Origin of the sequence: Dichelobacter nodosus (assembly GCF_001263335.1) — a bacterium.
In the GTDB taxonomy this organism is placed as follows: Bacteria; Pseudomonadota; Gammaproteobacteria; order Cardiobacteriales; family Cardiobacteriaceae; genus Dichelobacter; species Dichelobacter nodosus.
This window is the reverse complement of the sequence record NZ_LGVW01000011.1, coordinates 38,844-53,443: the sequence shown is the minus strand read 5'-3', so window position 1 is coordinate 53,443 and position 14,600 is coordinate 38,844. Positions and strand designations below refer to the sequence as shown.

At 43.8% G+C, this 14,600-nt stretch carries 12 protein-coding genes; all 12 read right to left on the bottom strand.

From position 1 onward, the window contains the following. Positions 1-24: 24 nt before the first annotated feature. On the bottom strand, positions 25-759 hold the full coding sequence (locus AKG33_RS01495) for a transporter substrate-binding domain-containing protein (protein WP_012030940.1): 735 nt from the start codon (positions 757-759) through the stop codon (positions 25-27). 237 nt (positions 760-996) lie between these two features. Next, positions 997-2,808, bottom strand: coding sequence for a S8 family serine peptidase (locus AKG33_RS01490; RefSeq protein ID WP_012030939.1), 1,812 nt, complete (start codon positions 2,806-2,808; stop codon positions 997-999). A gap of 222 nt (positions 2,809-3,030) precedes the next feature. Then, positions 3,031-3,981, bottom strand: coding sequence for an EF-P lysine aminoacylase EpmA (epmA, locus tag AKG33_RS01485; protein WP_228369826.1), 951 nt, complete (start codon positions 3,979-3,981; stop codon positions 3,031-3,033). Positions 3,982-4,020: 39 nt separating this feature from the next. Beyond that, a complete protein-coding gene (locus tag AKG33_RS01480) occupies positions 4,021-5,808 on the bottom strand; it encodes a S8 family serine peptidase (protein WP_012030937.1) in 1,788 nt (595 codons plus the stop codon). A 252-nt stretch (positions 5,809-6,060) separates the two neighbouring features. Next, positions 6,061-6,789 carry a 23S rRNA (guanosine(2251)-2'-O)-methyltransferase RlmB gene (gene rlmB / locus AKG33_RS01475; protein WP_012030936.1) on the bottom strand — a complete coding sequence of 243 codons (729 nt, stop codon included), beginning with the start codon at positions 6,787-6,789 and terminating at the stop codon, positions 6,061-6,063. After that, entirely contained in the window at positions 6,786-9,044 is a 2,259-nt protein-coding gene (rnr, locus tag AKG33_RS01470; RefSeq protein WP_012030935.1) for a ribonuclease R, read from the bottom strand. Before rnr ends, rlmB begins: the two co-directional genes overlap by 4 nt. 43 nt (positions 9,045-9,087) lie before the next feature. After that, complete coding sequence (locus tag AKG33_RS01465) at positions 9,088-10,374, bottom strand: adenylosuccinate synthase (RefSeq protein WP_012030934.1); 1,287 nt, start codon at positions 10,372-10,374, stop codon at positions 9,088-9,090. Between the two features lie 49 nt (positions 10,375-10,423). Beyond that, a complete protein-coding gene (locus AKG33_RS01460) occupies positions 10,424-10,615 on the bottom strand; it encodes a DUF2065 domain-containing protein (protein WP_041729480.1) in 192 nt (63 codons plus the stop codon). Further along, the gene (hflC, locus tag AKG33_RS01455) at positions 10,612-11,550 is read right to left on the bottom strand and encodes a protease modulator HflC (protein WP_012030932.1); all 939 of its coding nucleotides are present in this window, start codon (positions 11,548-11,550) and stop codon (positions 10,612-10,614) included. The genes AKG33_RS01460 and hflC overlap by 4 nt, the downstream gene beginning before the upstream one ends. Before the next feature lie 2 nt (positions 11,551-11,552). Next, positions 11,553-12,830, bottom strand: a complete 1,278-nt coding sequence (hflK, locus tag AKG33_RS01450; RefSeq protein ID WP_012030931.1) for an FtsH protease activity modulator HflK — start codon at positions 12,828-12,830, stop codon at positions 11,553-11,555. A 19-nt stretch (positions 12,831-12,849) separates the two neighbouring features. Further along, complete coding sequence (gene hflX, locus AKG33_RS01445) at positions 12,850-14,136, bottom strand: GTPase HflX (RefSeq protein ID WP_050707847.1); 1,287 nt, start codon at positions 14,134-14,136, stop codon at positions 12,850-12,852. A 79-nt stretch (positions 14,137-14,215) separates the two neighbouring features. Further along, positions 14,216-14,536: an RNA chaperone Hfq gene (hfq, locus tag AKG33_RS01440; protein WP_012030929.1), complete on the bottom strand. Its 321-nt coding sequence runs from the start codon at positions 14,534-14,536 to the stop codon at positions 14,216-14,218. Positions 14,537-14,600: the final 64 nt, after the last annotated feature.

Genomic DNA, 14,600 nt, shown 5'->3' with positions numbered 1-14,600 from the left:
TTCAGAAATTTCAAGAGTGAATGACTAGTTTCCTGCTTTACCCATCCATGATTCAACAATTTTATCGAATTCGCCGTTGGCTTTAATTTCTGCTAAACCGGCGTTAATTTTGTTAAGCAATTCGGTTTGATCTTTTTTAACGACAAAGCCGTAATGAGATTCTTCAAGAACGCCGTGCACCATTAAATTTGTTAAATCCGCTTTCAATTTGGGATTTTGCTTGATGGTGTATTTCAAAATGGAGTCGTCGCTGACGAAATAATCCGCTTTTCCTTGGAATACCATCGCAATGCCTAAAAAAGTGGTATCAGCTTTGATGGGCGAAAGTCCAGCTTCTTTTAACAATTTGTGTTTGTTGGTATCAAAAACAACGGCTGTGCGATCGGACGGTAAATTTTCAAGATTGTTGTCTGCCAACGCTTTTTTGTGTAACGCGGTGGTGTATCCCGTGAAATATGAATCGCTGACGCCATATTTTGCTTTGCGATCATCAGTGATTACGATGCTTGGTGCAATATCGTTGCTGCCGTCATCAATGGTGGGCAATTTTTTGTCAGAACCGAAAAATTCCACTTCAAATCCTTTAGATTGCGCAATCGCTTTGATGATATCAACATCAATGCCGATAAATAAACCACTTTCATCGCGGAATGCTTTGGGCGGTGAATTGGGATTGACCACTACTTTATAAGTTTGAGCAAATAAAAATGCCGGTGTTAAGCAAAGAATCAACGCCATTTTTGAGAATGTTTTATACATCGTGTATCACCTTATAAGAAAATAAATTTTGGTTAATTAATAGAGGTCGTTAAATTAACCCCGCGGAAATGATAGAGACTTTTGCCGGAACTTTTTTATTCATAATGTTATTTAATTAATTGTTATCCCGTTCTTCATGATATTAACTTATAACTACATTTTCATTAACGCATTGAATTAAAAATAAAAAATCCTCCAGAAATGGAGGATTTTTGTGATTAAAAGGTTAACAAAAAATTAGAATGTCAAACTCCAACTATCGATAGAACCGGTCACGCCGCGCGCTTTATCGGTTACTTTCAAAGTCCAAGTTCCTTGTAACCGTTCATTCTTCACGCTAAATGTCGCCGGTCCCACGATATTGGGTTGACGTTTGCCGTCATGATAGATCGGATAGACGCGTCCTGATGGCGCAATCAGTTCCACTGCTAATTGTGAACGATCGCCGTGACGAATGTCTAAAGTCAACGTAATATTGGCAGATCCAACGCGTGCTTGATCGTTAACACGAATACCGCTGGTTACTGATCTTAAATCGCGAATGGCAACCCTGCGGTCGCTTCTATAAACTTTATTTCCAGAATTAATGGGTTGATTAACCGGCGGTCGAGGTTGAGCGCGATTTTGATCGCCTAAAACAGCATTAACCGCAGCATTGGCATCAACAATACCTGATCCCAATCCCCGATCTAAACGACCATTAAAACGGCTGGTAGTGCGTACTAAAATATCGCTTAATTCTGACGGTGTTAAAGTTTTACCGATACTATTTGCCGCAGAAATCACTAACGCTGCAACGCCAGAAACATGCGGAGCCGCCATTGATGTACCGGCTTTCATGCCGTAACTGCTTCTAACAGGTCCTGCTTGTCCAACGTCAATAGTTGATAAAATATTTGTACCCGGTGCGGCTAAATGAACTCGGGCGCCGTAGTTTGAAAATGGAGCGCGTTTTCCTTTTGGTGTGGTTGCGCCAACGCTTAATACGTTATTACAACTGCTCGGCCATGTTCTGCTGGCATCTTGATTTTCATTACCGGCAGCGATAACGATTAATGCACCTAAATTAGTGGTTTTGTCAATCATACGTTGTGAGTTTTGTGAACAACCGCCACCGCCGCCTAAACTCATATTAACTACTTGAGCAGGATTTTGGTTATCAGGAACGCCGTCAATATGACCGCCTGCTGACCAATACATTCCGTCTGTAATATCAGAATCATAACCGCCGCATTTTCCTAATACGCGTACCGGAATTACTTTCGCGCCATAAGCAACGCCTGCAACGCCAACGCCGTTATTGGTTACCGCGGCAATGGTTCCAGCAACGTGAGAGCCGTGCCAAGTGCTGAATTTTTTTTCTCTGCGCGGATCAGGGTAACCACCGCAATCCCAATTATCAAACCAATCGCCTTCGTCGGCAGGATTATTATCGCGTTGATCTCCATCTCGGGCATTGGGCGCACTAGAGATAAAGTCATAACCTGGCAACATATTTCCATTTAAATCAACGTGATCCAAAATTCCAGTATCCACGACGCTCACAACTACGCCTTGACCGGTAAATCCGCGATCCCAAACTTTATTAGCTTTAACGCCGTAATTGCCGAAATAATGCCATTGTTGTCGATAGCTCGGATCATTAGGCGCAGCTTTTGGATACGCTAAACGGTCAACTTCCACAAATTCAACATCAGGATTAGAAGCAATGGTATCCATCACCAAATGCGCTTCTTTGGTTGTTTTTAATTCTGGTACAGCAAAAATGCCCGCGCCTAAACCGGTTGTGCGCACAAATTGTGCTTCAAAACCAGCAACTTGCATACCGCTTGCCATTACTTTAGTTGTGCTGCGTGTTTTCAAACCTTGGCTTGATGGCGTGCCATCTTTATATTTGACGATAAAGCGCACACTGCCTTCTGGCTGTTTGCTAATGGCATTTGCTGATTCATAGTTGACGATACTTTCAGCCGCGCAAACTTGACCAGCGATGGCAGCGCTAACCACCAGTGTTAATACTTTTACCGCAGAAATGTTCGATAGATTCATGCTTTCACCTGTTATTGATTTCATTAATAATTGCTAAATAATTAATTTTTATTTATTCAGCACTGAGTATATTACGTAAATGAAAGATAAATAGCAAAAAAATTTTTTAAAAAATGGTTATATTAATTATATTAATTAATCAAAAATCACTGCGTTAATAAAAAATATTTGTTATTTTTCAAAAAATTATCAAAAATATTATCGATAAAATAATTTATTCGTTTATAAAATCACTTCCGCAATATGGTTTTTTCCTTGCGCTAACATGAATAACCGATCCACGCCGAGCGCAACGCCTGCGCAATCGGGCAAACCGCGCTCCAATGCGCTTAAAAAAGCTTCATCAATCGGCATGGGTTTGAGTCCTGCGGCTAAACGCTCTTGATTATCCAGTTCGAAACGGTGCCGTTGTTCTTTAGCGTTTGCTAATTCCCAAAAACCATTACACAATTCAATGCCATCAATGTATAACTCAAAGCGCGCGGCAACATTATGTCCTTGTTTATTCTGCATAATTCGTGCTAATGCCGCTTGAGACGGCGGATATTCACAAACAAATTGCAAACAATTCGCTCCTAAATTCGGTTCGATGCGGTGGGTAAATAACAAATCCAACATACCATCGCGTGAAAGTTGCCATTGACGGCTTTCGGGCACAATTGCCACGCATTTTTGCAAAATCAGCGCATCATCGGCGCTAAAAAGATCCAAATCGAGATATTCTTGAAATAAATCCGCATAAGGACTGATTTTAACGGGGAATTTTTCCGTTTTCGGGAAGAGCGTTTGCACAAGTTCGCTGACTTCATGAATGAGCTGCTGATGTGTCCAACCCAAACGATACCATTCAAGTAATGTAAATTCGCGGCGGTGTTTGCGTCCATTTTCGTCGCCGCGGAAAACGTGTGACAACTGATAAATATCGCCGCCGCCGTCGGCTAATAATGCTTTCATCGCATATTCTGGTGAAGTGATTAAATAACCTAAATCTTCAACCGCCAATGATCGCAAATTAATATCCGTCACTCCCGCTGGTGATAATAAAGCCGTATCCACTTCGAGCACATTTTTTTGAGCAAAAAATTGGCGAATAGAAGTTAAAAATTGAGCGCGTGCCGCAATTTTTTCACGCATGACAAGTCTCCTAAAATAAAAAACAAGAAAGCCTCCCAAAACGGGAGGCTTTAATTGAATTATGACAACTCAATAAAGTTAGAATGCAACACTCCAACCTCTGGTATAACCGGTAACACCGCGTTTGGTATCCACGATTTTCAGTCTCCAATAACCATTCATTTGTTCATCTCTTGGGAAAGTGATGAGCTCGGAGGATTTATTTTTAATGTTGTCATAATGAACAGCATATTCATAACCTTTCGGAGAAACGAGACGCAGTTTTAATTGACTCGGATCAGTATGGCGAATATCTGCTTTTACAACCGCAAATTTAGTATTTCCTGGACGACCGTTAACCTTAATTTCGCTGAACATCATTTGATAATCGCGAATTAATTTAATTTGAGGATTGCGGTATTCCGCTTGCGGTTTTAATTCGTCGATCGGACGTTCAACAACATTACCATCTAAAACGGCATTAACAGCAGCATCAGCATCAACAATACCTGCGCCGATTCTGCGATCTGGAGTACCGTTAAAGCTGCTAACTGTGCGCACTAAAACATCGCGAACTTGTGCCGGTGTCATTTCTTTATTGACGCTATTAGCGGCAGAAATTACTAATGCAGCAACGCCAGCAACGTGCGGTGTCGCCATAGAAGTACCGTCCATCAAACTATAACTCGGACCACTTGGATAACGTGCTCCAGAGTCAACGGTAGAAGTAATGCCGGCGCCCGGTGCAGAAATATCAACAACGCTTCCGTGGTTAGAGAAATAGGCGCGAGTACCGTTAGAAGTGGTTGCACCCACTGTTAAAATATTGTCGCAGCTTGCTGGGGTTACTCCGTATGCATCGATATTATCGTTACCTGCTGCAACGATAATGGTTGCGCCCAATTGTGTAGCTCTGTTAATTAAAGTTTGTTCGGTAGAACCGCAAACACCAGGTCCGCCCAAACTCATGTTAATAACTTGGGCTGGGTGTTTGTTATCAGGCACGCCATCAATATGACCGCCCGCTGCCCAATACATACCTTCGTTAATATCAGAGTTATAACCACCGCAACGACCTAATACACGCACCGGAACAATTTTCGCATCGTAGGCAACGCCAGAAACACCAATGCGGTTATTAGTTACGGCTGCAATGGTTCCAGCAACGTGAGAGCCGTGCCAAGAACTGTTTCTTTTTTCATAACGCGGATCGGGATACTTACCGCACGCCCAGTTACTGTGCCAATCGCCGGCGTCAGCAGGATTAGAATCACGACCATCGCCATCTTGAGCAATTTCCGCTTCTTGAATAAAGTCATAACCAGATCCGGGAATTACGTTTGCATTTAAATCAGGGTGATTGACGATACCTGTATCTACTACGGCAACAGTTACGCCTTTTCCTGTGATGCCACGATCCCAAACTTTATCGGCTTTAACGCCATATTCGCTGTAATAGTGCCATTGATCGTTATAGAACGGATCATTTGGAGCGGCAAAAGGACGAAGCCAACGGTCAACTTCAACGTATTCAACATCAGGATTGGAAGCGATGGTATCCATTACCAAATGCGCTTCTTTCGTTGTTTTTAAATCGGGTACAGCAAAAATGCCCGCGCCAATTGTCATTGTGCGCACGAATTGAGCATTAAATCCAGCAATTGTAATGTTGTTATTATTCATAACGCTGGTTGTGCTGCGGTTGGTCATCATTTGTTGGGATTGGCTTTTATCTTTGTATTTAATGATAAAGCGAACGCTGCCTTCTGGTTGGCTGCCAATATAATTAGCGGATTCGTAATTTACGGCGGCATAAGCTTGGCTTGCAAGCGCGGCGCATACGACAAGGGTCAGCGTTTTAACGCCATTGATTCCGGATTGTTTCATGAGTTTCACCTAAAAATAACCTGAGTACGTGGGGTGGAGAAAACGGGATTTAACTAGAGATTAACTTCTTTTCACTAGTGCCAAGATCATAGCGCAAAAAACCAAAGAATAAAATATTTTCATTTTACTAATTGCATTAAAAAAACCGCGCCCTCTTTAATCGCGCCGATCGTATGCTGAAAAAAATCACCTCGAGCAAATTAAATAAAGCAAATCACTCGCCAGCAATAGATTTATTAAAATTAATATATATTAATGCATTAACCGTTGCCGCCGCGCTTCAAAAAGCATAATGCCGCAGGCAACAGAAACATTTAAACTCTCCATCGTTTCAGCCATCGGAATGGCTGCCAACCAATCGCAAGTTTGCCGCAAACCATAATGAATGCCTTTTTCCTCATTGCCCACGATCATCACCAGCCCGCCGCTCAAATCCAAATCAAATAACGATTTTTCCGCTTCACCAGCGCCGCCGACCACCCACAAACCTTTTTCCTTCATCATTTCCACTTCGCGCTTTAAATTTGCCACTCGAAAAATGGCTAACGCTTCTGCCGCGCCGCAAGCAATTTTGCGCACCACGGGCGTAATATCTGCAGCGCAACTATTCGGCAAAACCACGGCATCAACGCCCGCTGCCATCGCCGTACGCAAACATGCGCCTAAATTATGCGGATCTTGAATACTGTCTAAAACGAGAATAAAAGGACGTTCCACGCCGCTAATTGCTTGCTGCCAATTACTGGCTTGCGCGCTTAAACGGCATTCGCCCGCAATACCTTGATGGCGCACGTCCGGCAAACGATGATCGATGTAATGCCGTGGCACCGTGATGATTTCAATCTGCGCTGCTTTTGCATCTGCAACCAAACTCGCTAAATTTTTTGACGTTTTTCCTTCGCTGACTTCCAATCGTAATAAATTGCCGTCATTTAAAGCCTGCCGCAGCGCGTGAATGCCGCCAATCCAAATTGTACTCATAATTTTCCTTTGCGTGCGCGACCGCGTTTATCAGTGCGCGTGCGTTTTTTCTTATTTAACTTTTTACCCTGATGCTCCAGCAATTCAAAATCAATTTTCTTATCTTCAATATTGACTTGAACCACGCGAATGCGCACTTTATCCATCAATTGATAACTATGACCGCTGCGCTCGCCAAGCAACCGCACATTATCGGCATCATAATGATAATAATCGCTGGGCAAAGTAGAAACGTGCACCAAACCATCAATAAAAAACTCGTCCAGCGTAATGAATAAACCAAAACTCGTCACGCTCGAAATCTCGCCAAAAAATTCATCGCCAATGCGGTGACTCATAAATTCACATTTTAGAAAATCCATAGCATCGCGACTGGCATCATCAGCGCGGCGCTCGGTCATGGAACAATGTTTTGCCATTTCGTCCATTTTTTCCAACGAATAAAGGCTAACTTCTGATGATTCTTCTTGAAGACAATGACGAATCGCGCGGTGCACCAATAAATCCGGATAGCGGCGAATTGGCGAAGTAAAATGCGCGTAATGACTCAAAGCCAAAGCAAAATGCCCACGATTTTCAGAACTATAAAGCGCTTGCGGCAAAGATCGCAAAATCATTTTTTCTAATAACGCGCGATCTTGACGCCCTTCTGCTTTCTTTAATAAATGCGCAAAATGTTCCACCGTCACCGTGTCAAAACTCGGCGTTTTAAAGCCCAATTTGGCAAAATAATTAAAAACTTTCTCAAAACGTTCCGCGCTGGGTTTATCGTGCACGCGATATAAACCAATTAATTTATGTTTTTGCAAAAATTTTGCCGCCGCCACGTTGGCAATTACCATGCATTCTTCAATTAATTGATACGATTCTAATTCGTTACGCGCTTGAATACTTTCAATTTTTCCTTCACTGTCAAACAAAAATTCCGCTTCTTTAAAATCAAAACGAATTGCCTGACGTTTTTCTCTTGCCGTGCGCAAAATTTGGTAAACCACGCGCAAATCTTCAAGCGGCGCGCGCAATTGCGCAAAACTTTCCTGCATCAAGGGATCTTGTAAAAAGAGAATTTTTTCAACGGTTTCATACGTCAACCGCGCATGCGATTGAATCACCGCTTGATGGAATTTACTATTTTTAATTTGTCCACTCGGCGTAATCGTCAACTCGCAAACCAAACACAAACGATCCACATGCGGATTGAGAGAACACAAACCATTAGATAATTTTTCCGGCAACATCGGCACCACGCGATCCGGAAAATAAACCGAAGTCCCGCGTGCATAAGCTTCTTCATCGAGTGGAGAATCGGGTTTTACGTAATAAGAAACATCAGCGATGGCAACAAATAAACGATAATTCTCGCCGCGTTTTTCCGCGTAAAGCGCATCATCAAAATCGCGCGCGGAAATGCCATCGATCGTCACCATCGGCAAATAGCGCAAATCCAGCCGGTCAACATAATCAGCTTCTTGCAACGCATCGGGCATTTTTTCAATTTGCGCACGTACGGCATCAGAAAAATGGTTCGGAATATTATAGTTTTCAATCGCAATCGCCACTTCCAATCCCGCTGCCATTTCGTCGCCAAGCACTTTTACGATGGTACCGATGGCTTGCTGATGTTTGCTGGGATAAGCCGTAATTTCCGCTAAAACAATTTGATTGGCAACCGCATCACCCAGCGCGGCTTTAGGAATCATAATCGGCTGCGTTAACCGGCGATTTTCGGGAATTACGGAAAAAATTCCCTGATTATTGAGCAATTTACCAACAACACGTTTTTGCCCGCGCTGCAAAATTTCAACCGGCACATAATCTTTGCGCCCCTGCCCGTCAACATGCTTAATGCGCGCGAGAATTTTATCGCCGTGCATCAATTCGCGCATATATTGCGGCGGAATAAAACCGTCGTCGATATCGCCTTCAACGTTTAAAAAACCATAACCTTCAGGGTGCGCAATCACATAACCGCTGACCAAATCCATTTTATGGCTCACGCCAATAAAACCTTGACGATTGCGCATTAATTGTCCGGCAGCAATCATCGCTTTAATACGGTAATGCAACAAATCTCCGCGCGCCTCGCTCATGTTAAACGCTTTAACAATTTGCGGAAAAGTTAACAATTTACCCTGTTCTTCCAACCACAACAGAATAAATTCGCGACTTGGCAACGGATTTTTTCCATATTTTTCAATTTCTCTGCGGTAATAAGGATCGCGTTCCTGCCAATTTTCACTGATTTTTTTCACCATCGATGCTCCTAAAAAAATGCCGCCTGTTTGGGCGGCACGTACGTTATTCTAATAATGATTGACGCATAATCGTATGACTACGATCCGCGCCGGTAGAAATAATCACGACCGGAATGCCTAAATATTCTTCGATTTTGGCAATATAATCGCGCGCTTTTTGGGGCAATTCTGCTTCATTTTTAATGCCGAATGTTGACGTTTTCCAGCCGGTAAAAGTTTCATAAACCGGTTCACATTCTGCCAATGATTCTGATCCCAACGGCGCAACGTCTATTATTTGCTCGTGATGACAGTACGCGGTACATATTTTAATTTCGTCTAATTCATCTAAAACGTCTAATTTGGTTAAACAAACGCCATCAAAACTGGAATTGAGCAGCGCGCGCCGTAAAGCCGGTAAATCCAACCAACCGCAGCGACGACGACGACCTGTTGAGGCGCCAACTTCAACACCGACTTTAGCTAAATGTTCTCCAATGTCATTAATTTGCTCGCTCGGGAACGGTCCACTGCCAACGCGCGTTGTATACGCTTTCGTAATTGCCAAAATATAATCTAATTGATGAGGACCCACACCGCTGCCGCAAGATGCGCTGCCGGCGGCGGTATTTGAAGAAGTCACAAAAGGATAAGTACCTTGATCAATATCCAACATCGCACCTTGTGCGCCTTCAAAAATCACGTTTTGTTCTTGATGACGTTGCAACGCTAAAGTCACATCTTCCATCAACGGCAAAACGTCTTTGCCATAAGCCAACCATTCTTCAATCGTTGCATCAATATCGACCGCGGTTTGATGATAATAGTTTTCCAATAAAAAATTGTGATACGTCATCAAAGCCTGCATCTTTTGCCGAAAATCATCGGGGTGACGCAAATCTTCCAAACGCAAACCGCGGCGTGCAATTTTATCTTCATAACACGGTCCAATGCCGCGTCCGGTAGTACCAATTTTATCTTTACCGCGCGCGGTTTCTCTGGCTTGATCCAAAGCGATATGACTCGGCAAAATCAATGCGCAAGCAGGAGAAATGCGCAACCGTTCTTTTACGGGAATGCCTTCAGCGGTCAACGCCTTGATTTCTTCAAATAAAGCCCGCAAACACAAAACCACGCCGTTACCAATATAACTCATCACGTGATCATGCATAATGCCTGATGGAATTAAATGTAACACCGTTTTTTTGCCGTGCACCACCAAAGTATGACCGGCATTGTGTCCCCCTTGAAAACGCACCACGGCGCCGGCGCGTTCGGTTAATAAATCAACGATTTTCCCTTTTCCTTCATCGCCCCATTGAGCGCCGATGACGACTAATTTTTTCCCCATGTCAAGCTCCTTAAACATCACCGCATCGCAAAGCGCGCGCGATGAACTTTTAACCAAAATAAAGCATTAAACCCACAATCATAAACGCGCCGCTCACCAAAGCGATACCCATGCGGCGGAGTATTTGCGGCGGTAAAGCCGTTAATTGTCGCATTGCGTTTTGCCACTGTTTGGGCGCGATGGCAATCACCGCCCCCTCGCAAAACAGCAACAAAGCTAAAGATAACCACCAAATGCTCATGGCGCAACGCGTTCGGGTTCTTTTTCTAAATTTTCAAGCCATCGATGCTCGAAAAAGCGTTGCAAAAACGCATTATTTTTATCCAATAACAAAACATCGCCCGCTTTAAAACCTTCTTCATAAGCGCGCATACTTCTGATAAAACGATAAAAATCTAAATCTTGACCGTATGCCTTAGCATAAATTTCGGCAGCTTTGGCATCGGCTTTTCCGCGCGTAATTTCCGCCTGCGCGTCAGCTTTAGCAATAATTTCCCGCGCCTGCCGATCGGCTTCAGCACGAATAATTTGCGCCCGTTCATGACCTTGTGCGCGTAATTGTTTAGAAACGCGTTCGCGTTCCGCCCGCATACGATCAAAAACCCGATCACGAATATCGTCAGAAAAATCAACCCGTTTCAAACGAATTCCCACAATTTCTACACCATAACGGCTAGAATTTTGATTTAAACGCTGCGCGACATCGTCCATGCCCAAATAAGCCGGCGCCCGACTCGTTTCATTAGGCGTCCGTTTACCGCGTTCGGCAATGATATCGGAAACTGTATGACGCACAAATTCACCGCGCAAATCGTCTTTAACCAATTGATCCACCAAACGCGCCGCCCGCTGAATATCGCCTTGAACGCTGGTATAAAAGCGCCGGATATCATTGATGCGCCATTCCACATAATAATCAACAATTAAATATTTCTTTTCCTGCGTTAAAAACAACTCCGGATCGACTTGCAAACGCTGAATGCGCTTATCAAAAAATTCAACACGTTGAATAAACGGCATTTTAAATTTTAAACCTGCTTTTTCTTGCGTGTTGACTAAACGCGAAAATTGCGTAATCACTGCTAATTCGCGTTCATTGACGATATAGACGGAAGAAAGCGACAAAATGAATAATAAAATCAGCGCCATTGCTGCGATATGTAATTTTTGCAACATTGTTATTCTCCTGTCCGACTGGGACGTTCGCGACCATTCATCGTGCGCACGGGAACGGTTGTAAGCGTTTTATCTGTTTTATTATCTTTGGGTTTTTCGACAACCGCGCGCGGTTCTTCAACGGCGGAAATCGTTTGCGGTGAAACGACCGTCTCTGAAGCAACTGGAGTTGGTAAATTAATGATTGGACGCGCATTATCGTTATCGACCAAGATTTTTTGGGTTTGCGTATAAACGCGCGCCACACTGTCTAAATACAACCGATCGCGCATCGCCGTTTTATCTTGACGATAAGCCGCTAATAATGCATTAAATTTACTCGCCTGCGCTTTAGCTTGTTCTTCCACGCTGACGGCATAAGCAAAAGCACGCTGAATATGTTGCTCGGCTTCACCGCGCGCCACGGGAACGCGTTCATTGCGATACGCTTCGGCTTCCAAACGCAAACGCTCTTCATCTTCGCGCGCCCGAACTGCGTCTTCAAAAGCATCTTGAACTTCCGCCGGCGCACGCGCGTCTTGCAATTCAAAAGCAACGATTTCAATGCCGATGTCGTAATCTTTTAACGTGCGTTCAATAATTTGCCGCGATTCTTGCGGCCAATCGTTACGGCGATCTTTTAATACTTCGTCAACAGTATTGGCGCCGACTACTTCACGAATCGCGCTGGTCACCACATCGCGCAAAACTTCAATCGGATCTTTGGCTTGATACAAAAACGCTTTGGCATCATTAATGCGATATTGCACGGCGGCGCCGATTTCAACGATGTTTTCATCTTTAGTTAACATTTGCCCTTCGCGCTGATTATGCGTGCTGACGCTGCCTTTGCGCGTTTGAAATTCGCCCACGCGCATGGTTGAAATCGATTGCACGTCTACTTTTTCCACGGTGCCGATGGGCGCGGGCCAATGCCAATTAAGACCCGATGCGGTCGTCGTGGTAAATTTTCCGAGGAATATTTCGACGCCATTTTCACGTTCATTAACCGTATAAATGCCGCTAGCGCCCCAAATCAGCGCAGCCAAAAAACTCGCTAAAACAATAATTTTTTTATCCGGCATATTGCCCAAAGGTGGACGCTCGTCGTTTGACGGTTCATTACCGCCAGACTTTTTTTTATGCCGAATCAAATTGGAGAAAAATTCATCTAAATCAGGTGGTTGTTCATTTTTATCCGAATGAGAACGATTGCCCCATGGATCTTCTGCCATCGCCAGCGGACGGCATATTTTTCTCCTGCCCATGAAATAAAGACAGCCAAACATCGTGTTAAACATATTCACCTTTGTTATTTATCTAATATGACTTTAGCTCAAAGCGGCGATTATACCGAGATTGCAATTGTTGCAAACGCTTTTCATCGATCACGATGCGCAAATTCATCGCACCATCAGCGGCGATTCGTTCTTCAAGCACCGCTTTTTCATTAAACAGTTCCGCGCGCAATGCGCCTTCATGCGGCTGCAACGTAATCCAGCCTTCTTTTTGATATTGTTGGAAAAATTGCACGATGGCATCGGCAATCAAATCTCGTCCCGCGCCGGTTAATGCCGAAACAAATACCGTGCGCGCTAAGCCGTGTTCATCGACGATCACTTGCGGCTCTTTGCCGACGAGATCGATTTTGTTATACACCCGAATCCTTGGCACCGCTTCCGCACCAATTTCTGCTAAAACGTCATCAACGATTTCCGTGCGCGCAATATATTCTTTATCTGAAATATCAATTACTTGTAAAATCAAATCCGCGTAAATCGTCTCTTCTAATGTCGATTGAAACGCGGCGACGAGTTCGTGCGGCAAATCGCTGACAAAACCCACGGTATCCGCCAATAAAATCATCATATTGCTGGCATGATTGAGTTTTCGCCACGTGGGATCCAAAGTTGCAAATAATAAATCTTGCGTTAACACGTTGGCATCGGTTAACAAATTGAATAAAGTGGATTTTCCAGAGTTGGTGTATCCCGCCAGCGCGACGGTAGGTCTGTCTTTTCGGGCGCGATTTTTACGCGTTTCATCGCGCTGCCGCGCTACTTTTTCTAATTTTTTCTCCAACTGACGAATGCGAATGGCTAATAAACGGCGGTCGGTTTCTAATTGCGTTTCTCCCGGCCCGCGCAAACCAATGCCGCCTTTTTGCCGTTCCAAATGCGTCCAACCGCGCACTAAACGCGTGGATAAATGATTTAATTGCGCCAGTTCAACTTGTAGTTTACCTTCGTGGCTGCGAGCGCGTTGGGCAAAAATATCCAAAACTAAGCCGTTGCGATCGAGCACCCGCGCTTGCAATATTTTTTCTAAATTACGTTCTTGCGATGGCGTTAATTGCGCATTAAAAATCACGAGTTCAATTTGATGTTCGCAAACGGCGCGCGCAATTTCTTCCACCTGCCCTTTTCCGATTAAATAACGCGCTTCTGCTTCACCGCGCACGATCGATTTCGTCCAAACTATTTGTGCGCCGGCAGAAGCCGCTAATAAATGAAATTCTTCTTCAACTGCTGCATCGAAAGCGCGCCCAATATCAACTTGAATTAATGCCGCGCGTTCGCCTTTTTGAGAGTGTTCAACGTCAAACACAGAATCCTCTATGTTTTATAAAAATAACAAGCGTTTGCAAAGCAATTTTGCAAACGCCCTAAAAATTAATCCATCGCCATTAATCGTATAACGGATCGGCGGTTGCTTCCGCTTGTCCTTCTGCGTTTGGAGTATATTCGGCGCTGATTTCCTCGCCGGCTTCATCTTCCAATCCCATTTCTTCCCGACTTAAATGAATATTACGAGAGGGAACAATGGTTGACACTGCATGTTTATATACCATTTGTGAAATATTATTGCGTAGCAAAATAACAAAAGCATCAAAAGACTCTATTTGCCCCTGCAATTTAATTCCATTTACCAAATAGATCGATACCGGCACGCGTTCTTTACGCAAAGCATTTAGGTACGGGTCTTGAAGAGATTGTGACTTACTCATTTGTTATTGTTCTCCATAATGATCATGATCCGCTTGAAAGCGGGCATTTTTCCTTCCGCTTAAA

What these genes read in the sequence shown, in the direction of transcription:
- AKG33_RS01495 (WP_012030940.1), bottom strand. Translation starts at nt 759, where the DNA reads ATGTATAAAACATTCTCAAAAATGGCGTTGATTCTTTGCTTAACACCG.
- AKG33_RS01490 (WP_012030939.1), bottom strand. Translation starts at nt 2,808, where the DNA reads ATGAATCTATCGAACATTTCTGCGGTAAAAGTATTAACACTGGTGGTT.
- AKG33_RS01480 (WP_012030937.1), bottom strand. Translation starts at nt 5,808, where the DNA reads ATGAAACAATCCGGAATCAATGGCGTTAAAACGCTGACCCTTGTCGTA.
- rlmB (WP_012030936.1), bottom strand. Translation starts at nt 6,789, where the DNA reads ATGAGTACAATTTGGATTGGCGGCATTCACGCGCTGCGGCAGGCTTTA.
- rnr (WP_012030935.1), bottom strand. Translation starts at nt 9,044, where the DNA reads ATGGTGAAAAAAATCAGTGAAAATTGGCAGGAACGCGATCCTTATTAC.
- AKG33_RS01465 (WP_012030934.1), bottom strand. Translation starts at nt 10,374, where the DNA reads ATGGGGAAAAAATTAGTCGTCATCGGCGCTCAATGGGGCGATGAAGGA.
- AKG33_RS01460 (WP_041729480.1), bottom strand. Translation starts at nt 10,615, where the DNA reads ATGAGCATTTGGTGGTTATCTTTAGCTTTGTTGCTGTTTTGCGAGGGG.
- hflC (WP_012030932.1), bottom strand. Translation starts at nt 11,550, where the DNA reads ATGTTGCAAAAATTACATATCGCAGCAATGGCGCTGATTTTATTATTC.
- hflK (WP_012030931.1), bottom strand. Translation starts at nt 12,830, where the DNA reads ATGTTTAACACGATGTTTGGCTGTCTTTATTTCATGGGCAGGAGAAAA.
- hfq (WP_012030929.1), bottom strand. Translation starts at nt 14,536, where the DNA reads ATGAGTAAGTCACAATCTCTTCAAGACCCGTACCTAAATGCTTTGCGT.